This window comes from Sphingomonas sp. NCPPB 2930, assembly GCF_042867205.1.
GTDB lineage: Bacteria > Pseudomonadota > Alphaproteobacteria > Sphingomonadales > Sphingomonadaceae > Sphingomonas.
The window spans coordinates 236,181-255,471 of the sequence record NZ_JBHZQU010000001.1; the positions used below are offsets into that span (position 1 = coordinate 236,181).

17 protein-coding genes and 2 tRNA genes are annotated in these 19,291 nt (G+C 66.2%); 4 read left to right on the plus strand and 15 right to left on the minus strand.

Annotation, left to right across the window (positions count from 1 at the left end; genetic code table 11):
* Window positions 1-8: 8 nt before the first annotated feature.
* The 4 genes from ACFX59_RS01045 to lon all read right to left on the minus strand — a co-directional run bounded on the left by ACFX59_RS01045 (window position 9) and on the right by lon (window position 4,238).
* Window positions 9-779, minus strand: a complete 771-nt coding sequence (locus tag ACFX59_RS01045; protein ID WP_307100107.1) for an EAL domain-containing protein — start codon at window positions 777-779, stop codon at window positions 9-11.
* A 420-nt stretch (window positions 780-1,199) separates the two neighbouring features.
* Window positions 1,200-1,274 (minus strand) — tRNA-Val (locus ACFX59_RS01050).
* A gap of 64 nt (window positions 1,275-1,338) precedes the next feature.
* Complete coding sequence (locus ACFX59_RS01055) at window positions 1,339-1,611, minus strand: HU family DNA-binding protein (RefSeq protein ID WP_042489856.1); 273 nt, start codon at window positions 1,609-1,611, stop codon at window positions 1,339-1,341.
* A gap of 200 nt (window positions 1,612-1,811) precedes the next feature.
* The gene (gene lon / locus ACFX59_RS01060; protein WP_387428795.1) at window positions 1,812-4,238 is read right to left on the minus strand and encodes an endopeptidase La; all 2,427 of its coding nucleotides are present in this window, start codon (window positions 4,236-4,238) and stop codon (window positions 1,812-1,814) included.
* A gap of 137 nt (window positions 4,239-4,375) precedes the next feature.
* On the opposite strand from lon, the gene ACFX59_RS01065 reads away from it, so the two are divergent.
* Window positions 4,376-6,133 carry a M1 family metallopeptidase gene (locus tag ACFX59_RS01065; protein ID WP_387428797.1) on the plus strand — a complete coding sequence of 586 codons (1,758 nt, stop codon included), beginning with the start codon at window positions 4,376-4,378 and terminating at the stop codon, window positions 6,131-6,133.
* Between the two features lie 128 nt (window positions 6,134-6,261).
* Here the strand turns inward: ACFX59_RS01065 and ACFX59_RS01070 are convergent, their stop codons facing one another.
* From ACFX59_RS01070 to ACFX59_RS01085, 4 genes are all read right to left on the minus strand, one after another.
* On the minus strand, window positions 6,262-7,389 hold the full coding sequence (locus ACFX59_RS01070) for an ionic transporter y4hA (RefSeq protein WP_309696714.1): 1,128 nt from the start codon (window positions 7,387-7,389) through the stop codon (window positions 6,262-6,264).
* 194 nt (window positions 7,390-7,583) lie between these two features.
* A complete protein-coding gene (locus ACFX59_RS01075; protein WP_387428799.1) occupies window positions 7,584-8,177 on the minus strand; it encodes a GNAT family N-acetyltransferase in 594 nt (197 codons plus the stop codon).
* Between the two features lie 75 nt (window positions 8,178-8,252).
* Window positions 8,253-9,524: an ATP-dependent Clp protease ATP-binding subunit ClpX gene (gene clpX / locus ACFX59_RS01080; RefSeq protein WP_307100117.1), complete on the minus strand. Its 1,272-nt coding sequence runs from the start codon at window positions 9,522-9,524 to the stop codon at window positions 8,253-8,255.
* Between the two features lie 112 nt (window positions 9,525-9,636).
* Window positions 9,637-10,323: an ATP-dependent Clp protease proteolytic subunit gene (locus ACFX59_RS01085; RefSeq protein WP_307100119.1), complete on the minus strand. Its 687-nt coding sequence runs from the start codon at window positions 10,321-10,323 to the stop codon at window positions 9,637-9,639.
* 216 nt (window positions 10,324-10,539) lie between these two features.
* Between ACFX59_RS01085 and ACFX59_RS01090 the strand changes: the two genes are divergently transcribed.
* Window positions 10,540-11,880, plus strand: a complete 1,341-nt coding sequence (locus ACFX59_RS01090; protein WP_387428800.1) for a hypothetical protein — start codon at window positions 10,540-10,542, stop codon at window positions 11,878-11,880.
* Here the strand turns inward: ACFX59_RS01090 and ACFX59_RS01095 are convergent.
* The 3 genes from ACFX59_RS01095 to ACFX59_RS01105 form a co-directional block, all read right to left on the minus strand.
* Entirely contained in the window at window positions 11,844-12,776 is a 933-nt protein-coding gene (locus ACFX59_RS01095; RefSeq protein WP_387428801.1) for a glycosyltransferase family 2 protein, read from the minus strand. The two genes, ACFX59_RS01090 and ACFX59_RS01095, sit on opposite strands and share 37 nt — an antisense overlap.
* Before the next feature lie 193 nt (window positions 12,777-12,969).
* On the minus strand, window positions 12,970-14,625 hold the full coding sequence (tig, locus tag ACFX59_RS01100; RefSeq protein ID WP_387428803.1) for a trigger factor: 1,656 nt from the start codon (window positions 14,623-14,625) through the stop codon (window positions 12,970-12,972).
* A 59-nt stretch (window positions 14,626-14,684) separates the two neighbouring features.
* A tRNA-Leu gene (locus ACFX59_RS01105) sits at window positions 14,685-14,769 on the minus strand.
* Window positions 14,770-14,890: 121 nt separating this feature from the next.
* On the opposite strand from ACFX59_RS01105, the gene ACFX59_RS01110 reads away from it, so the two are divergent.
* Window positions 14,891-15,049 carry a hypothetical protein gene (locus ACFX59_RS01110; protein ID WP_307100127.1) on the plus strand — a complete coding sequence of 53 codons (159 nt, stop codon included), beginning with the start codon at window positions 14,891-14,893 and terminating at the stop codon, window positions 15,047-15,049.
* An 8-nt stretch (window positions 15,050-15,057) separates the two neighbouring features.
* Window positions 15,058-15,300, plus strand: a complete 243-nt coding sequence (locus ACFX59_RS01115) for a hypothetical protein (protein ID WP_307100131.1) — start codon at window positions 15,058-15,060, stop codon at window positions 15,298-15,300.
* Window positions 15,301-15,581: 281 nt separating this feature from the next.
* Here the strand turns inward: ACFX59_RS01115 and gatB are convergent, their stop codons facing one another.
* Genes gatB through gatC form a run of 4 tightly spaced genes read right to left on the minus strand, consistent with a single transcriptional unit; the run spans window position 15,582 to window position 19,238 of the window.
* Window positions 15,582-17,063, minus strand: coding sequence for an Asp-tRNA(Asn)/Glu-tRNA(Gln) amidotransferase subunit GatB (gene gatB / locus ACFX59_RS01120; RefSeq protein WP_387428806.1), 1,482 nt, complete (start codon window positions 17,061-17,063; stop codon window positions 15,582-15,584).
* Entirely contained in the window at window positions 17,060-17,476 is a 417-nt protein-coding gene (locus ACFX59_RS01125) for a hypothetical protein (RefSeq protein ID WP_387428808.1), read from the minus strand. Before ACFX59_RS01125 ends, gatB begins: the two co-directional genes overlap by 4 nt.
* Complete coding sequence (gene gatA / locus ACFX59_RS01130; RefSeq protein WP_309696733.1) at window positions 17,470-18,951, minus strand: Asp-tRNA(Asn)/Glu-tRNA(Gln) amidotransferase subunit GatA; 1,482 nt, start codon at window positions 18,949-18,951, stop codon at window positions 17,470-17,472. The genes ACFX59_RS01125 and gatA overlap by 7 nt, the downstream gene beginning before the upstream one ends.
* Window positions 18,951-19,238: an Asp-tRNA(Asn)/Glu-tRNA(Gln) amidotransferase subunit GatC gene (gene gatC / locus ACFX59_RS01135; protein ID WP_037568622.1), complete on the minus strand. Its 288-nt coding sequence runs from the start codon at window positions 19,236-19,238 to the stop codon at window positions 18,951-18,953. The genes gatA and gatC overlap by 1 nt, the downstream gene beginning before the upstream one ends.
* Window positions 19,239-19,291 lie beyond the last annotated feature (53 nt).

A 19,291-nucleotide genomic window follows, 5' to 3' on the forward strand; every position in this document is an offset into this window, starting at 1 on the left:
GGGGCGGCTCAGCCCATCGCCGCCCAGGACGGTTCCTCGGGGACCATGCCGGGCGGCAGGCACCGGAAGCCGGGCCGCGCGAACAGATAGCCCTGCATATAGCGGACGCCCAGGCGGCGCAGCGTGTCATATTCGCCGAGCGTCTCGACCCCCTCGGCCATGACGGCCATGCCCATCTTGTCGGCGATGCGGATGACCCCTTCCACGATCATGCGGCGCGGCATCGCCTCGTCGATCCCGCGGATCAGCGCCATGTCGAGCTTGATATAATCGGTCCTGACCTGCCCGAGCAGCGTCAGCCCGGCCTGCCCCGCGCCGAAGTCGTCGATCGCGGTGCCGAAGCCCATATGCGAATAGGTGTCGAGGATCGTCTTCAACGCCGCACCGTCGCCCGGATCGGCGCGCTCCGAAAATTCGAAGATCAACCGCTCGGGGGGCAGGTTCAGCCGCCGCGCGGTCTCCAGCGTGGGCTCAAGACAGGCGATCGGGCAATAGACCGTGGCGGGCAGGAAGTTAATCGCCAGCCGCGCATCGCCGTCGAGCAGCCCGGCGGCCACCGCCCCCTCGATCGCGGTCACCCGGCATTGCTGGTCGAAGGCATAGAGCGTGTCCGGCGTCACCTTGGCGAGAATGCTCGCCGCGCTTTCCCCCTTGCTGCCCCGGACCAGCGCCTCATAGGCCATGGGTCGGCCGGTCGAGACGTCCATGATCGGCTGAAACGCCATGGCCATGGGAAAGACGGCATATTCGGTGTGAGAGCGGCGATACCCCGGCTGCATGGCAATCTCCTTCGCCGGAAAGCATAGGACAAAGCCACTAAATCGCCGTTAATTGTCGGAGCCTTGCCGACATAGCCATGCGAGCGGCTGGAATATTCATAATGCTTGGGGGGAATCATCGACCGCGGTCGGCATCATCTTATGATGCGGCGATATTTTCTGTTCTCCGGATGCGGATGACAGGGAGATTACCCTCTTCGGATGACGGCCCGGAGTGGAGCGCCTTCGCCAGCCTCCGGTTCGTGGCGATGCCCCACCCCAACCCCTCCCCTGAAGGGGAGGGCTTGCATGGGCGCGGCGCAATGCCGTCACGGTCGAGGCGCGTTGCCGACAGGATCGCGCGCGGCGTTTCCGCCAATGCAAAATGGCCGCCCGGTCATCTTCCGGCGGGGAAGAGACGGGCGGCCATTGCCATTTGCATGGTGGGCGCGACAGGGATTGAACCTGTGACCCCACCCGTGTGAAGGGTGTGCTCTACCGCTGAGCTACGCGCCCGGTAACCGGGAGAGGCGCCTTTAGGCGGCGGCGAACCGCCTGTCCAGCCCCAAAATCGAGAAAATCAGTTCACCGAGTCCTTGAGCAGCTTGCCCGGCTTGAACTTGGGCTGCGACGACGCCTTGATCGTCATCGGCTCGCCGGTGCGGGGGTTGCGGCCGGTCGACGCCTTGCGCTTGGACACCGAAAAGGTGCCGAAACCGACTAGGCGAACCTCGTCCCCCTTCTTCAGGGCGGCGGTAATCGATTCGAACACGGCATCCACGGCCTTGACCGCATCCCCGCGCGCCAGCCCCGAGGAGTCGGCGACGGTGGCGATCAGCTCCTGCTTGTTCATTCCATAACCCCCTATGATCCCGATATTAAAACGAGCCTAACTGCTGACGCCCGAATATCAAAGTGCCGATAATGCCGGCCCCGGCGGCGCTGTCAAACCCCCGTTTCCCGCAAAGCGAAGGATCGCGCAAACAGAAGCCCGTGTCAGGACGATGACAAGGGCCGCCCCTCCTTCGACGGACGGCCCCTGCGATGCGACGATCAGTGGTGGCGTTCGCCCCCGACCGCCGGGATCGGCGCGGGCGGCAGTGCCGCCAGCTCGTCCGCATCGGTCCAGTCGATCGCCTCCAGCGGCCCGACCAGCGCCAGGCGCAGCACCTCGTCGACATGCGCCACCGGCACGATCTTCAGGCCCTCGCGGATATTGGCCGGAATGTCGGCCAGATCCTTCTCATTCTCCTGCGGGATGAGGACGGTGGTGATCCCACCACGCAGCGCCGCGAGCAGCTTTTCCTTCAGGCCGCCGATCGGCAGCACGCGGCCGCGCAGCGTGACCTCGCCGGTCATCGCCACATCCTTGCGCACAGCGATCCCCGTCAGCGTCGAGACGATCGAGGTGACCAGGCCGATACCCGCCGACGGACCATCCTTGGGCACCGCGCCCTCGGGCAGGTGGATATGGATGTCCTTGCGGTGGAACAGCGACGGCTTGATCCCGAAGCTGGGGCTGCGCGCCTGGACGAAGCTGAAGGCGGCCTGGACCGATTCCTTCATCACATCGCCCAGCTTGCCGGTGGTCTTCACCTGGCCCTTGCCCGGCACCGTCACCGATTCGATGGTCAGCAGCTCGCCGCCCACCTCGGTCCAGGCGAGGCCCGTGACCGCGCCGATCTGGTCCTCCTGTTCGGACAGGCCGTGGCGATACTTCTGCACGCCCGCGAACTCGTGGAGGTTTTCGGGCGTGATCGTCACCGAGGTCGCCTTGCCCTCCAGGATCTGGCGCAGCGCCTTGCGGGCGAGACGCGCGATCTCCCGCTCCAGGGTACGCACGCCCGCCTCGCGGGTGTAACGCTGGATCAGCGCGCGCAGACCGTCCTGGGTCAGCGTGAATTCGCCGTCCTTCAGCCCGTGCGTCTCGACCTGCTTGGCGACCAGATGGCGCTCGGCGATCTCGACCTTCTCGTCCTCGGTATAACCCTCCAGCCGGATGATCTCCATGCGGTCGAGCAAAGGCTGCGGCAGGTTCAGCGTGTTCGCGGTGCACACGAACATCACGTCCGACAGATCGATATCGATCTCCAGATAGTGATCGTTGAACTTGGCGTTCTGTTCGGGGTCGAGCACCTCCAGCAGCGCCGAGGCGGGGTCGCCGCGGAAATCCTGGCCCAGCTTGTCGATCTCGTCGAGCAGGAACAACGGGTTGGACGTGCCGGCCTTTTTCAGGTTGGTCACGATCTTGCCCGGCAGCGAGCCGATATAGGTGCGGCGGTGGCCGCGAATCTCGGCCTCGTCGCGTACGCCGCCCAGCGACTGGCGGATGAACTCGCGCCCGCACGCCTTGGCGATCGACTGGCCCAGCGAGGTCTTGCCGACGCCCGGCGGGCCGACGAGGCACAGGATCGGCCCCTTCAGCTTGTTGGTGCGCGCCTGGACGCCGAGATATTCGACGATCCGGTCCTTCACCTTTTCCAGCGCATAATGATCCTGATCGAGGATCGCCTGCGCCGCCGTGATGTCCTTCTTGACCTTGGACTTCTTGCCCCAGGGCAGACCCAGCAGCACGTCGAGATAGTTGCGCACGACGGTCGCCTCGGCGCTCATCGGCGCCATGGTCTTCAGCTTCTTCAGCTCGGCGGTCGCCTTGGTGCGTGCTTCCTTGGAAAGCTTGAGCGTCGCGATCTTCTGGGTCAGCTCGGCGATCTCGTCGCCGTCGCCGTCCTCGCTCTCATTGCCCAGCTCGCGCTGGATCGCCTTGAGCTGCTCGTTGAGATAATATTCGCGCTGCGTCTTCTCCATCTGGCGCTTGACGCGGCTCTTGATCTTCTTCTCGACCTGAAGGACGCCGAGTTCGCCTTCCATCAGGGCATAGGCCATCTCCAGCCGCTTGGCCGGATCGGTCTCCACCAAAAGCGCCTGCTTGTCGGCGACCTTGACCGAGATGTTGGCGGCGACCGCATCGGCCAGCTGCGAGGCATCCTCGATCTCCGCCAGCTGCACCGCGGTCTCGGCGGGCAGCTTGCGGTTGAGCTTGGCGTAATTCTCGAACTGGTCGACCACCGAGCGCATGAGGGCGGCGATCTGCGCCTTCATGTCATGGTCCTGCTCCTCCAGCGCGGCCTCGTCGGCCTCTACCGGGGTCGCGTCGATCGTGGCGGTCAGGAAGGCACCCGATTCGTCCAGCTCGGCCAGGCGGCCGCGCACCTTGCCCTCGACCAGCACGCGGACGGTGCCGTCGGGCAGCTTGAGCAGTTGCAGGACGGTGGCGGTGACGCCGATCTCATACAGATCCTCGCGCGCCGGATCGTCCTCGGCGGGATCGAGCTGGGCGACCAGGAAAATCTCCTTGTCCGCCGCCATCGCCGCCTCGAGCGCCGCGACCGATTTGTCGCGACCGACGAACAGGGGGACGATCATGTGCGGGAATACGACGATGTCACGCAGCGGAAGGACGGGATAGGACTGGTTCATGCAAACTCCGGTCGGCCCCGACCGGGGCCTCTTCATCACACTATATGGGGAGGGTTGCCGTTCCATCAATCGTCGGTGCGATCAGTGGATCGATCGATGGCTTGCCAAGCCGTCGGCGTTGCGCGACACCATGCCGCATGAATCGTATACGGAATGTCGTCGCTGCGCTGTTCGCCTCCTCGCTGCTCTGTGGGGCCGCCACCGCCTTTGCCCAGAGCCCCAAGGGCTTACCCGGCAAGGGCGAGCCGCCGCTGACCGCCCAGACCATGGTGTCGGGCGGCGTTCGTCCGCCCGAGCAACGGGCCATGCGGTTCGACAGCGCCGACCTGTCGTTCGAGATTCTGCCGGACACACGGGAACTGAACGGCATTGCGGTGCTGGACTTTACCGCAAAGTCGCCGCTGGCGCGGCTGGTGATCGATCTCGACCGCAATCTGCCGGTCAAGGCGATCGCGATCGACGGCAAGCCGCTCAAGCCCGCCGCATGGTCCAATCCGGAAGGACAGCTGGTCGTCACCCTGCCCCGCCCGCTTCGCGCCGGACAGAAGGTCAGCGCCAGGATCACCTATGGCGGCACCCCGCATGTCGCGGTGCGGGCGCCCTGGGATACCGGCGTGGTCTGGGCCAAGACGCCCGACGGGCGGCCCTGGTTCGCGACGACGACGCAGGGCTATGGCTGCGACCTGTTCTGGCCCTGCCTCGACTATCCGATGGGCGAGCCGGGCGTCGTCACCCTGCACATCACCGTGCCCAAGGGGTTGAAGGCGCCGTCCAACGGCGTGCTGCTGGGCGTCGACACGCTGCCCGACGGACGCACCCGCTGGAACTGGCGGACCAAGCATCCCAACACCTATGCCATCGCGCTGAACGTCGGGCCCTATGAGGTGGTCGAGGGTTCGTACAAGAGCCGCTTCGGCAACACGATCCCGATGTTCTACTGGTATCTGCCCGGCGAGAAGGAGAAGGCCGAAGGTCTGTTCGCCGAATTCGCGCCGACGCTGGATTTCTTCGAATCGACGGTCGGCCCCTTCCCCTTTGGCGACGAGAAGCTGGGCGTGGTCGAAACCCCGCACAAGGGCATGGAGCACCAGACGATCAACGCGTACGGCAATGAATATGCCAAGGCGCCCGAGGGGTTCGACTGGCTGTTCCAGCATGAGTTCAGCCATGAATGGTTCGGCAACCAGCTGACCAATGTCGACTGGGACGATTTCTGGCTGCACGAGGGCTATGGCAGTTACATGCAGCCCAGCTATGGCCGCTGGCGCGAGGGCGAGGCACGCTATGCGGTGATGATGGATGCGCAGCGCGGCCAGATCGCTAACAAGTCGCCCATCGTCCATGATCGCAGCATGACCGAGCAGGACGTCTATGAGGACGCCAAGGGCGGCCCCGGTCTCGACATCTATATGAAGGGGTCGTGGATGCTCCACACCCTGCGCAACCTGATCGGCGACAAGGCCTTTTGGGACGTGACGCGGCTTGCCGTCTATGGCCGCACCGATCCCAAGCCGGGGAATTTCACGCCCCGCTATGGCTCGACCAAGGAATATGAGGGCTTTGTCCGGCAGGTCACGGGCAAGGATTATGGCTGGTTCTTCAACGTCTATCTGCGCCAGGCAGCGCTGCCCGAGATCGTCGAGACGCGGGCGGGCAACCAGCTGACGCTGACATGGAAGGTACCGGGCGGCGGGCCCTTCCCGATGCCGGTCGAGGTGCAGGTGGGCGACAGGGTCGAGACGCTGCCGATGACGGACGGGACGGGCACCTTGACCCTTCCCGAAGACGCGCACGTCGTGGTCGATCCCTGGGCGAAGGTGTTGAAACGCTCGGTCGCGATCGAGCAGTTCCGCGCGTGGAAGGCGGAACAGGCGGCGAAGAAAAAGTCGAACTAAACACCCGCTCCGTTCAGCCTGAGCGAAGTCGAAGGCCACGGGCGGAACGACGTTCCAGGCGTGCCCGGTCCGACCGGATTCCCTTGGCCTTCGACTTCGCTCAGGCTGAACGGATGGAGGGCCCCGACTTAGGGCACCACCGTCACGAACAGATAGGCCGCGAAGATCACCAGATGCACCGCGCCGCCCAGTACGGTGGTCCGGCCATTGCCCAGCGTCAGCGTGATGGTGAACAGCGACAGCACCAGCAGGATCATCTGCTTGGCCCCGATCCCCAGCGCGAGCGGCAGGCCCAGCATCAGCGAGACGATCGCCACCGCCGGAATGGTCAGCCCGATCGTCGCCAGCGCCGATCCCAGCGCGAGGTTGAGGCTGGTCTGCAACCGGTTCCGCTTGGCCGCCCGGTACGCCGCCAGGCTTTCGGGCGCGAGGACCAGCGCCGCGATGACCACGCCGACGATGGCGAGCGGCAGCCCGGCGTTCAGGATCGCCGCCTCGACGATCCCCGACAGCCCCTTGGCGAGCAGCACCACCCCGACCAGCGCGACCAGCAGCATCCCCAATGCTGCCCAGGCGGCCGCATTGGTCGGCGGCTCGGCATGGGCGTCGGCGGGCATGTCCTCGTGCGCGGGGAGGAAATAGTCGCGGTGCCGCACCGTCTGCACCATCACGAAAGTCCCGTACAGGATGACGCTGACGATCGCGACGAAGACCAGTTGCGAGGTCGCATAGGTCGGCCCCGGCGCGGACGAGACGTAATTGGGCAGGACCAGCGACAGCACGACCATCGCGCTCAGTACGTTCAGCGACGAACTGGCCCCGCGCAGCGAGAAGCGCTGCTCGCCATGCTGCACGCCACCCGCCAGCAGGCAGAGGCCGACAATGCCGTTGAGGATGATCATGATCGCCGCGAACACGGTATCGCGCGCCAGGCTGGAGGCATCGCCCGCATCGGACAGCATCAGGCTGACGATCAGCGACACCTCGATCACCGTCACCGCGACCGCCAGGACGAGCGTGCCGAACGGCTCGCCGACCCGGTGCGCGACGACTTCGGCCTGATGCACCGCCGACAGCACGCAGCCGACCAGGATGATCGCCGCGACGACCACCCCCACCGTCCCCATCTTGTAGAGCGAGACCGCAATGGCGAGCAGGCCCAGCAACGGGAACACCAGGGTCCACCAGGGCATCAACAGACGCTGGAGCAGCGCGCGCTTCTGTCCGGGGGAGACGATGGCATCGGGTTCGCTCATGGCTGGTCGGGTCTCCTCGTCATGGCATGATGACATTCCTGTCATGCCAATGCGCCAACCACCCTGTTAGCTCCCGATCCGACCGGGATTCATTGCGAGATCGCAACCAACTGCCGAACTCACCGGCCGCTATTGTCCACCCACAGCGGACGACATGGCTGGCCTTACAGGGCCACCCCTTCAGGCGACGGGTTTCACTTTCCCCCGACCGGCCGCATCATCGACCAGAAGCGCGGGCCGCCTTTGGGGACCGACCATTGCCCGGTCAGCTCGAACCCCAGCCGGGCATAGAGCCCGACATTGCCCTCGGTCGCGGTCTCCAGATAGGCGGGCACGCCGTCCGCGTCGCATCTGGCCAGTCCCGCCCGGATCGACGCACCGCCCAGGCCCCGCCCCTGCCTCGCCGGATCGACGCCCGCAATGTGCAGATACCAGAAGGGATCGGCCGGGAAATGCGCTTCGACCGCATCGCTGAGCTGCATCGCGCGGGGCAGCGACGCCCCCAGCGCGTGCAGCACCGGGATCAGCCGCCGGACAAAGGCCATGGTCGGCACCTGCGCCTGTCCGGGCGGCCGCCAGAAGCTGCCCGCATCTGCCCCCTGGCTCACCAGCCGCATCCCGACCGCATCGCTGTCGAACAGCAGCGCGAACAGGCGCGGCAGGCGCTTCGCCCGGTCGGCCGCATCGGGGAAGATATGGGACATGGCCGGATCGTCGGCGAAGGCGCGGCCCAGCATCCGCGCCACCGCCACTCGGTCCCCGTCCACCGCATCGCGCATCACGGCCATCGCATGATCCTCATGAAAAACGGGCGCCTCCTTTCGGAAGCGCCCGCTTTCTCGCATCGGTCACAGGGCCGGCGTTCAGGCCGCCGCGCCGTCCTTCTGCTTGGACTTTTCGGCATAGACGCGGATCGGTTCCTTGCGGCCCTCGACCACGTCCTTGTCGACCATCACCTCGTCGACGCCGTCCATGCCGGGCAGGTCGAACATGGTGTCGAGCAGGATGCCCTCCAGGATCGAGCGAAGCCCGCGAGCACCCGTCTTGCGCTCGATCGCCTTCTTGGCGACCGTGGTCAGCGCCTCGTCGGTGAAGTCGAGTTCGACATTCTCCATCTCGAACAGCTTCTGATACTGCTTCACCAGCGCGTTCTTCGGCTCGGACAGGATCTTGACCAGCGCCGCGATGTCGAGGTCCTCCAGCGTCGCGATGACCGGCAGACGGCCGACGAATTCGGGGATCAGGCCGAACTTCAGCAGATCCTCGGGCTCGGTCTGGCGCAGATATTCGCCGGTCCGCTTCTCCTCGGGAGCCGCGACATAGGCGCCGAAGCCGATCGACTTGCCCTGCAGGCGGTCGCCGATGATCTTTTCCAGACCCGCAAACGCGCCGCCGCAGATGAACAGGATGTTCGTCGTATCGACCTGCAGGAATTCCTGCTGCGGATGCTTGCGGCCGCCCTGCGGCGGAACGCTGGCGGTCGTGCCTTCCATCAGCTTGAGCAGCGCCTGCTGGACGCCCTCGCCCGACACGTCGCGGGTAATCGAGGGATTCTCGGCCTTGCGGCTGATCTTGTCGATCTCGTCGATGTACACGATGCCGCGCTGCGCCCGCTCGACATTGTAATCCGATGCCTGGAGCAGCTTCAGGATGATGTTCTCGACATCCTCGCCGACATAGCCCGCCTCGGTCAGCGTGGTCGCGTCCGCCATGGTGAACGGCACGTCGAGGATGCGCGCCAGCGTCTGCGCGAGCAACGTCTTGCCGCAGCCGGTCGGGCCGACGAGCAGGATGTTCGACTTGGCGAGCTCGACGTCGGCGCCCTTCGCGCCGTGATTCAGGCGCTTATAGTGGTTGTGCACCGCGACCGACAGGACGCGCTTGGCCTGCTTCTGCCCGATGACATAATCGTCGAGCACGTTGCAGATTTCCTGCGGCGTCGGCACGCCACCATCCTTCTTGGATACCAAAGCGGACTTGGTCTCCTCACGGATGATGTCGTTGCACAGCTCCACGCACTCGTCGCAAATGAAGACGGTCGGCCCCGCGATCAGCTTGCGCACCTCGTGCTGCGACTTGCCGCAGAACGAGCAATAGAGGGTGCTTTTCGAGTTGCCACCGCTCACCTTGTCCATCAATCACCTCTCGCACCCATCAAACGGTGCGCTACCGTTGCCGGGGTGCGCATCGTACCGCACCCCGATAAAGTCACAATCGAAATAAACCGTTCACGCGGAACGACCCGTCTTACGCGGACGTCGCGTCGTCGGCCGGGACCGGACGCTTGTCGAACACCTGGTCGATCAGGCCGAATTCCTTGGCCTCCTCGGCGCCCATGAACTTGTCGCGGTCCATCGCACGCTCGATCTCCTCCAGCGGCTTGCCCGTGTACTTGGCGTAGAGCGAGTTCAGGAAATGCCGCATGCGCAGGATTTCGCGCGCCTGGATCTCGATGTCCGCGGCCATGCCCTGCGCCCCGCCCGAAGGCTGGTGGATCATGATGCGGCTGTTCGTCGTCGCCACACGCATGCCCGGCTCACCCGCCGACAACAGGAAGCTGCCCATCGAGGCGGCCTGGCCGATGCACAGCGTGCCGACGCGCGGCCGGATATACTGCATCGTGTCATGGATCGCCATGCCCGCCGTGACGACACCGCCCGGCGAGTTGATGTACATGAAGATGTCCTTCTTCGGATTTTCCGACTCGAGGAACAGCAGCTGCGCGCAGATCAGCGACGCCATCCCGTCCTCGACACCGCCGGTGACGAAGATGATGCGCTCGCGCAGCAGGCGGCTGAAAATATCGAACGACCGTTCGCCGCGGTTCGACTGTTCGATGACGATCGGAACCAGACCGGCCTGCGTCTGCCGCAGCCCGACGCCGGCCTGTGCCAGCGGGCTCGCGAAATCGCCGGTCTCGAACGGATTGTGCATGGATATCTCTCTTATGCCCAGAAGAGCCCCTATGTCGCGTGATGCCAGCGCATATTCAAGCCCCGGCGACCGCCCCGCATGCCGCGATGCAGCGTTTACCCTTTTTTACGCGCCCGCACGCTAGACCGATGCGTAAGGACGCGAGAGGCGGTATCCGGCAAAATCATGACGTTGGCACGAACGCCGTCTCCAGCCCTGACTACGGCGCTTCGCGTCATGCGACCGCGTGCGCTGCTTCTCGGCGCGGCGAGCGGGGCGGTTATCGGCGCGGTCCTGTTCCTGCTGTTCCTGCTGGCCAATCACGCCGCGATCGGACTCGATCTGCCCGCCGCACACGCGCATGTCCGACAGGCCTTTGCCGAGGGTGCGTTGCAGGACCGCGACTATCTGAAGGGCGATACCGCGATCGGATGGCATCAATATAATGACTGCCTGATCCTTCGCCTCGCGCTCGACCAGCGCGCCGGTGCGACCGCCCTGACCGTCAGCCCGCTGGTCACGCCGCCCATCGAACCCCGGACGCAGTGCAGCAGCCTGCGCGGTTTCCTGGCGGGCGAGCGGACGGGCACGACCGGCTATTATCACCGCTATATCCATGGTCACACGCTGCTCGCCCGGCTGCTGCTGCCCCGGCTGTCGGTGGCGGCGATCCGGGGGATCTATCATGGCCTGTCGACATTGCTGGTGCTGGCGGGGATCGTCACCGGGCTACTCGCCTTGGCACGGGGACGGCGGCGGGCGGAGGGGCTGTTCTGGCTGATCGTCTTCCTCGCCTTCGCACGCGGGTTCGGGCTGGAAAGCTATGGCCAGTCGCTGGGCCATGGTCCGGCGGACATCGTGCTGATCGGCTATCTGCTGATGCTGGCGGTGCTGGGCACGGGGCGCGGCATCGGGCCGGGCCTGGCGATGCTGACCGCCGGGCTGTTCGGCGCGTTGACCCTGGCCTTCGAGTTCTTGACCGGCGGCATCCCGCTGGGGCTGGCGGCGGTGATCGGCGGCCTGGCCTTTGCCGCCAGGCCGGGCGAGGAACGCGCCTTCGCCCCCCTGCCCGTCGCACCGCTGGCGGCCTATCTCGGCGCGATCGCGACGATGGCGGCGCTCAAGATCGCGCTGGTCGCGCAGGTGTTCGGCGTCCGGGCGTTACGCGCGGATGCGGGGCAGCTTCAGGTCCGGCTGGGGCTGGACGCCTCGCATGGCGAGACGTCCGATCTGGGCATCGTCCATATGGCAAGGCAACTGGCCAAGGGCATTGACGGGCTGGCGGCCGGAATGCCGCTGATGGCAGGCGCGGTCGTGCTGATCGCGCTGGTGGCGGGTATGTGGGGCGCGCGGCGGCTGCTCGCCTGTCCCGACCCGGCGATGCGCGCACGGGTGGTCGCGCTGCTGCTGTCCAATGGCGCCATCGCCGCCATGCTCGTCCTGTTCTGGCAGCATACCATGATCCACGCCTGGTTCATGGAGCGGACCCTGGTCTGGACGATCGCCAGCGGCTTTGCACTGTTCGCGCTGGCGCTGCCCGCTCAGCCCGCCGAGCCGGGGGCGGGCTGCGCCAGATAGGCCAGCCGCCGCACCTCCTGCCGACCGCGCACCACGGTGTCGAGGATCAGCCCGGTAAAGACATTCAGCGCCGCCAGCAGCATCAGCCCGGTCGACAGGATCGCAGTCGGGAAGCGCGGCACCTGATGCGTGTCGAGATAGGTCAGGATCAACGGCACCGCGAGCAGGATCGCCGCCGCCGCGAACAGCGCGGCGATCGCGCCGAAGAACCAGAGCGGCCGCTCGATCCGGTACAGCTTGATGATGGTGCGCAGGATGCGCCAGCCGTCCGAATAGGTGCTCAGCTTCGACGCCGACCCCTCGGGCCGCGCGAAATAGGGGGTCGCCACCTCGGCACAGGGCATCTTGAGTTCCAGCGCATGGACGCTGATCTCGGTCTCGATCTCGAAGCCGACCGACAGGACCGGGAAGCTCTTGACGAAGCGCCGCGAGAAGACGCGGTAGCCCGACAGAATGTCGGAGAAGCTGCGCCCGAACAGCCGCGCCAGCATCCCGGTCAGCATCGCATTGCCGAAGCGGTGCCCGCGCCGATAGGCGAGCTCGGCCTCGCTCACCCGCTGGCCGACCACCATGTCGAGCTGTTCGTCGACCATGCGCGCGACCAGCCCCGGCGCGGAGGCCGCGTCATAGGTCGCATCGCCATCCGCCATGACATAGATATCGGCGTCGATATCGGCGAACATCCGCCGCACGACCGCGCCCTTGCCCTGGATCCGTTCCGACCGGACCACGGCCCCGGCGGCGCGCGCCACCTCCACGGTGCGATCCCGGCTGTTATTGTCATAGACATAGATGGTCGCAGAGGGCAGCGCGGCGCGGAAGCCCGCAATGGTCTGCGCGATCGCGGCCTCTTCGTTATAGCAGGGCAGCAGCACCGCGATCCGGGGTTCGTTCACAACCTATCCTCGTCAAAAGGCGGGCGATCCGGCCCCCCGTCACTACCCACAGCCCCTATGCGCCAACGCGGCCGGGCGGGACAGCCCGTACACCCCTGCAAGGGGAGGAACAAAAGGCCTTCACGCAGGAAGGGCGACCGCTTGCGCGACCGCCCTTCCCCGTTCGTTCACGAACCGAAGTCCGATGCCATCCTTACTCGGTCGGCGCGGCCTTCTTGGCGCGCGGCTTCTTGGCGGGCGCTTCGGCCTCGGCCTCGCCTTCCGCCGGAGCAGCGGCCTTCTTGGCGCGCGGCTTCTTGGCCGGGGCTTCCTCGGTCGCCTCGGCGGCATCCGCCTCGCCTTCGGCCGGAGCGGCCTTCTTGGCGCGGGTCGCCTTCTTCGGCGCGTCCTCGGCGCCTTCCTCGGCGGCGGCGTCCTCGGTCACGTCGGCCTTCTTGGCCTTCGCCTTCGACTTCTTGGCGCCGTGGTCATGATCATGGTCGTGGTCATGATTGTGGACGTGCGTGCCGGTCGCGAAACCGTCCTCGCTCTCGATCGCGGCTTCCAGTTCCTCGCGCGTGGTTTCGCGGTCGGTGATCTCGGCCTTGCCGAACAGGAAGTCGACGACCTTGTCCTCATAGAGCGGGGCGCGCAGCTGGGCGGCGGCCATCGGCTCCTGCTGGATATACTGGATGAAGCGCTGGCGATCCTCGGGGCCGTACTGCTGCGCGGCCTGCGCGATCAGGCGGTTCATTTCCTGCGCGGTCACTTCGACGCCGTTCGCCTGGCCGATCTCCGAGAGGAGCAGGCCCAGACGGACGCGGCGCTCGGCGATCTTGCGATAGTCGTCGCGCTCCTTCTCCATCTCGGCCTTGGCGGCCTCGGGGTCTTCCTCATGGGTCGCTTCATGCTCGAGCTGCGCCCAGATCTGCGAGAACTCGGCTTCGACCATCGACGGCGGCACTTCGAAGTCGTGACCGTCGGCCAGCTGGTCGAGCAGCTTGCGCTTCATGTAGGTGCGGGTCAGGCCGTTATGCTCCTGCTCGATCTGCCCCTTCAGCAGGCCGCGCAGCTGCTCCAGGCTCTCGAGGCCCAGATTCTTCGCCATCTCGTCGTCGATCTTGGCTTCGCCGGCAGTCTTCACCGACTTGATCGTCAGGTCGAAGGTCGCGGGCTGACCGGCCAGGTCCTTGGCGGGATAGTCCTCGGGGAAGGTGACCGAGATCTGCTTCTCTTCACCGGCCTTCACGCCGACCAGCTGGTCCTCGAAACCGGGGATCAGACGACCCGCGCCGATCTCGACCGCCATGTCCTCGCCCGAGCCGCCCTCGAAGGCGACGCCGTCCGCGGTCTTGCCGACGAAGTCGACGGTGACCTGGTCGCCCTGCTCGGCGGCCTTGTCGCCCGCATCGTCCCAGCGCTTCTGCTGGTCGGCGAACTTCTGCAGCTGCTCGTCCACCGCCTCGTCGGCGACAGCCACGGTCAGACGCTCCAGCTTCAGCGCGTCGATCGCGGGGGTCGGGACTTGCGGCAGCACTTCGAGCGTGACGTTCAGCGTGGCATCCTTGCCCTGCTCATACTCACCGACCAGCTCGACCTGCGGCTGCATCGCGGGGCGAAGGCCCTGCTCGACGATCAGCGACTGCACGCCTTCCTGCAGCGCGGTGTTCAGCGCGTCCTGGAGGAGCGCCGGGCCGTGCATCTTGCGGACCAGGTTGGCGGGCACCTTGCCGGGGCGGAAGCCGGGCATCTTCATCTGCGGAGCGATGCGCTTCAGTTCGGCATCGACCTTGCCCTCGATATCCTGGGCGGTGATGGTGAGCGTGTAGGCGCGCTTCAGCCCCTCGTTCAGCGTCTCGACAGTCTGCATCTAAAGGCCTTCAATCTGGAGAAATTCCGTGTGGCTGTCGCCCCGTTGTGACCGGGGACTGGTGCGGGCGAAGGGACTCGAACCCCCACATCTTACGATACTGGAACCTAAATCCAGCGCGTCTACCAGTTCCGCCACGCCCGCACGAGGACACCGCCGATGGGCGCGCGTCTATATCACCATGGGCGGCTTCGGCAAGGGACAACAGGCAACATGTGCGGTCGCGATGCGTTTATCCCCTCCCAGTCCGAATTGGAGAGCGAGAATGGCCACCCAGCCCCCGCCCGAAAGCCCGCAGCCGACCCAGCCCGCGCAGCCCGACGCGCCCCCGCCCGAAATCGTGCCGCCCGGCCCCGATATCGACCAGCCCGCCCCCGGCACCGGCCCCGGCGATCCCGGCACGCAGCAGCCCCCGCAGATTTGAGGAAGACGATGGCGACCAACCCTGAAAACCATCCCGACAGCCCGCCCGCCGAGGCGCCGGAGAACAACCCCGACAGCCCGCCGCGCGAAGACGAGCGCAGCGATATCGAACAGGCGGTCGAAGCGCGCTCCGATGCGGTCAAGCGTGGTGAGGGCGGCGAGGAGCCGGTGACGTTTACCAGCAGCGGCGAGCATGACGGCGTCGGCGGGACCGGCGGCGTGGTGCGGAACCAGGATCTGGATGCGCAATAGCAGGGCGCCAGTCTCGGTGAGACACCCTTGCCCTCCCCCAGCCCCTCCCGCCTGCGGGAGGGGAGAAGCTTGCGGCAAGGCGAGAAGATTCTCGAAGGCCGTTCGCTAGATTCGGAGCTCACGACAGCGCATGTCGCTCGCCGAAAGCACGCCCCTCCCGCAGGCGGGAGGGGATGGGGGAGGGAAAGCCGCAGGCGATGACCTCTGCGAGACACCAAACCCTCCCCCCGGCCCCCTCCCGCTTGCGGGAGGGGGTGAAGCTCAGGAAGGGGAGCGCCGGATCACCCCGCCAGCGCCTTCTTCAGCAGGTCGTTGACCACCGCCGGATTGGCCTTGCCGCCCATCGCCTTCATCGTCTGCCCGACGAAGAAGCCGAACAACGCCTCCTTGCCCGCGCGATACTGGCCCAGCTGGTTGGGGTTCTTCTCCAGAACCTCGGCGATCACCGCCTCGATCGCGCCGGTGTCGCTGGTCTGCTTGAGGCCACGCTCCTCGACGATCTTGCTCGGACCGTCACCCGTCTCCAGCATGATCTCGAACACCTGCTTGGACAGGCTGCCCGACAGCGTGCCGTCGGCGACCAGCGCCAGCAGTTCAGCCGCCTGGGCGGGCGAAACCGGGCTCTCGGTGATGTCCTTGCCCAGTCGGTTGAGCGCGCCGAACAGTTCGGCTGCAACCCAGTTTGCCGCCTGTGCGGGCTTGGCACTCGTGCCTTCCAGCGCCTCCAGCAGCCCGTCGAACCAGCGCGCCGTCTCGACCTCGGCGGTCAGCACGCCCGCATTATACGGGGTCAGGCCCAGCGCCTCGTAACGCCGACGCTTGGCGTCGGGCAGTTCGGGCAGGCTGGCGCGGCATTCCTCGACGAACGCGTCGGTCAGCTCCAGCGGCAGCAGGTCGGGATCGGGGAAGTAGCGGTAATCATGCGCATCTTCCTTCGACCGCATCGAGCGGGTGGTGCCGCTCTCGACGTTGAAGAGACGCGTTTCCTGGACGATCTTGCCGCCATCCTCCAGAACCGCGACCTGGCGCTTGGCCTCATATTCGATCGCGGCCATGACGAAGCGGACCGAGTTGACGTTCTTCGTCTCGGTGCGCGTGCCGAACTCGTCGCCGGGCTTGCGGACCGACACGTTCACGTCGGCGCGCATCGAGCCTTCTTCCATATTGCCGTCGCACGACCCGACATAACGCAGGATCGCGCGCAGCTTGCGGAGATAAGCCCCGGCCTCGGCGGGCGAGCGCATGTCCGGGCGGCTGACGATTTCCATCAGCGCCACGCCTGAGCGGTTGAGATCGACATACGACCGCGTCGGATGCTGGTCGTGCATCAGCTTGCCCGCATCCTGCTCGACATGGATACGCTCGACACCGATCGACTTGGTGGGGCCATCGGGGTTCTTCTCGTCCAGGCTGATCTCGATCGCGCCCTCGCCCACCAGCGGATGGTAGAGCTGGCTGATCTGATAACCCTGCGGCAGATCGGCGTAGAAATAGTTCTTCCGGTCGAAACGCGACCACTTATTGATCTGCGCGTCGATCGCCATGCCGGTGCGCACCGCCTGGCGAATGCACTCCATATTGGGCACGGGCAGCATGCCGGGCATCGCGGCGTCGACCAGCGAGACCTGGGTGTTGGGCTCCGCGCCGAACGCGGTCGCCGCGCCGGAGAACAGCTTGGCGTTGGAGGTGACCTGGGCATGGACTTCCAGGCCGATCACGACCTCCCATTCCCCCGTCGCGCCCTGGATGCGATATTCGCTCATGTTCGATCTCGATGATGAAGATAGTTGATCGCCGTCAGGACGGCGTTGCTGCCCAGCAGGGCGACGATCCAGCAGGTCGACAGGATGCGCAGGACCGACGTCTCGAAACCGAGATGCCGCGCCTCCCGCAACCCGATATAGGCCGCGGCCGCGCCCAGCACGAGGAACAGGATGCCCAGCCGCACCTCGCCGCGCAGGATCACGCTGTTGCCCACGCACAGGCACAGGATGAACCCGGCCACGCCCAGGAAGAACCGCGCCAGCGTGTGATGGTCGAAAGGCTGGCTTTCCATATGGCTGAGCGACACGCCGACATAGGCGCTGAGGATCGCCCCGAACGCGACGTTCAGGGCGCCCTGTGCTTCCCGCAACACCGCGATGTTGCGGGCCGTGAAGGCGCGGTCGCTTACCACCAGGCCTGCGGACGGGCGGTGAAGCCCGCGCGCTGTTCGATGGCGAGCCCGGCGTTCAGCACGCCCTGCTCGTCCAGCGGCTTGCCGATGATCTGGAGGCCGAGCGGCAGCCCGTCCTTGTCCAGCCCACCCGGCACCGACATGGCGGGCAGCCCGGCCAGCGAGGCGGGCACCGTGAACACGTCGTTGAGGTACATGGCCAGCGGATCGGCCTGCTTCTCGCCCAACGCGAACGCCGCCGACGGCGCGGTCGGGGTGAGGAGCACGTCGCACTCACCGAACGCCCGCTCGAAATCGCGGGCGATCAGCGTGCGGACCTTCTGCGCCTGGGTATAATAGGCGTCGTAGAAGCCTGCCGACAGGACATAGGTGCCGATCAGGATGCGGCGCTTCACCTCGTCGCCGAAACCGGCGGCGCGGGTCGCGGCATACATGTCCTGCAACCCCGCCCCTTCGGGCAGGTCGCGCAGGCCGTAGCGCACGCCGTCATAGCGGGCGAGGTTGGACGACGCCTCGGCCGGCGCGATGATGTAGTAAGCGGGCAGCGCGTACTTCGTGTGCGGCAGCGAGACCTCGACGATCTCCGCGCCCGCATCGCGCAGCCAGTCGATGCCCTGCTGCCACAGCGCCTCGATCTCGGCGGGCATACCGTCGACGCGGTATTCCTTGGGCACGCCGACGCGCTTGCCCTTCAGGTCCGCCGACAGCGCGGCTTCCCAATTGGGCACGTCGAGCTTGAGCGAGGTCGCATCCTTGGCGTCGAAGCCCGCCATCGCCTCCAGCATGATCGCGCAGTCGCGCACGTCGCGCGCCATCGGACCCGCCTGGTCGAGCGAGGAGGCGAAGGCGATCGTGCCCCAGCGCGAGCAGCGGCCATAGGTCGGCTTGATGCCCGAAATGCCGGTGAAGGCGGCGGGCTGACGGATCGAACCGCCGGTATCGGTGCCGGTCGCACCCGGCGCCAGACCCGCCGATACTGCCGTCGATGAACCGCCCGACGAGCCGCCGGGGGCGAGCGCGGCGGTGTCGTTCGGACGCCGCCAGGGCGAGATGACATTGCCGAACGCGCTGGTCTCGTTGGACGAGCCCATGGCGAACTGGTCGAGGTTCAGCTTGCCGAGCATGCCTGCGCCCGCGTTCCACAGATTCTGCGAAACGGTAGACTCGTAAGGCGGCACGAAGCCTTCCAGGATCTTGCTGGCGGCGGTGGTCGCGACGCCCTTGGTCGCGAACAGGTCCTTCATGCCGATCGGCACGCCTGCCAGCGGCTTGAGCGTCTCGCCCGCCGCGCGCGCGGCGTCGGCCGCATCGGCGGCGGCGAGCGCATGGTCGGGGGTTTCGACCAGAAAGGCGTTGAGCGCACGGGCACCCGCGACCTTGGCGTTGAAGGCCTCGGCGACTTCGCGCGCCTTGAACTGGCCGTCGCGCACGCCGTCGCGAATGGCGGCGATGCCGAGTGTGGTGAGATCAGTCATTATTCGATCACCTTGGGCACCGTGAAGAAGCCATGTTCGGCCTGCGGCGCATTCTGCATGAGGAGGTCGCGGATGCCGCCGTCATTGACGACGTCGTCGCGCAGGCGAAGCTGGTTCGGGATCACCGCGGTCATCGGCTCGACCCCTTGGGTGTCGACCTCGCCCAATTGCTCGATCCAGCCCAGGATATTCCCAAGCTCGGGGGCGAGGCGCGTCGCGTCCTCCTCGGTGATCGCGATGCGGGCGAGGCTCGCGATCTTCTTCACGGTTGCGGTATCTACGGACATGGATTTGCGGCTAGCATCGCCGCGCGGCTTCGCGCAACGCTTTTGCCGTCTCG

Excerpts from the sequence above, each read along its gene's own strand:
- ACFX59_RS01045 (WP_307100107.1), bottom strand. The coding sequence starts at position 779 with ATGCAGCCGGGGTATCGCCGCTCTCACACCGAATATGCCGTCTTTCCC.
- ACFX59_RS01055 (WP_042489856.1), bottom strand. The coding sequence starts at position 1,611 with ATGAACAAGCAGGAGCTGATCGCCACCGTCGCCGACTCCTCGGGGCTG.
- lon (WP_387428795.1), bottom strand. The coding sequence starts at position 4,238 with ATGAACCAGTCCTATCCCGTCCTTCCGCTGCGTGACATCGTCGTATTC.
- ACFX59_RS01065 (WP_387428797.1), top strand. The coding sequence starts at position 4,376 with ATGAATCGTATACGGAATGTCGTCGCTGCGCTGTTCGCCTCCTCGCTG.
- ACFX59_RS01070 (WP_309696714.1), bottom strand. The coding sequence starts at position 7,389 with ATGAGCGAACCCGATGCCATCGTCTCCCCCGGACAGAAGCGCGCGCTG.
- ACFX59_RS01075 (WP_387428799.1), bottom strand. The coding sequence starts at position 8,177 with ATGGCCGTGATGCGCGATGCGGTGGACGGGGACCGAGTGGCGGTGGCG.
- clpX (WP_307100117.1), bottom strand. The coding sequence starts at position 9,524 with ATGGACAAGGTGAGCGGTGGCAACTCGAAAAGCACCCTCTATTGCTCG.
- ACFX59_RS01085 (WP_307100119.1), bottom strand. The coding sequence starts at position 10,323 with ATGCACAATCCGTTCGAGACCGGCGATTTCGCGAGCCCGCTGGCACAG.
- ACFX59_RS01090 (WP_387428800.1), top strand. The coding sequence starts at position 10,540 with ATGCGACCGCGTGCGCTGCTTCTCGGCGCGGCGAGCGGGGCGGTTATC.
- tig (WP_387428803.1), bottom strand. The coding sequence starts at position 14,625 with ATGCAGACTGTCGAGACGCTGAACGAGGGGCTGAAGCGCGCCTACACG.
- ACFX59_RS01110 (WP_307100127.1), top strand. The coding sequence starts at position 14,891 with ATGGCCACCCAGCCCCCGCCCGAAAGCCCGCAGCCGACCCAGCCCGCG.
- ACFX59_RS01115 (WP_307100131.1), top strand. The coding sequence starts at position 15,058 with ATGGCGACCAACCCTGAAAACCATCCCGACAGCCCGCCCGCCGAGGCG.
- gatB (WP_387428806.1), bottom strand. The coding sequence starts at position 17,063 with ATGAGCGAATATCGCATCCAGGGCGCGACGGGGGAATGGGAGGTCGTG.
- gatA (WP_309696733.1), bottom strand. The coding sequence starts at position 18,951 with ATGACTGATCTCACCACACTCGGCATCGCCGCCATTCGCGACGGCGTG.
- gatC (WP_037568622.1), bottom strand. The coding sequence starts at position 19,238 with ATGTCCGTAGATACCGCAACCGTGAAGAAGATCGCGAGCCTCGCCCGC.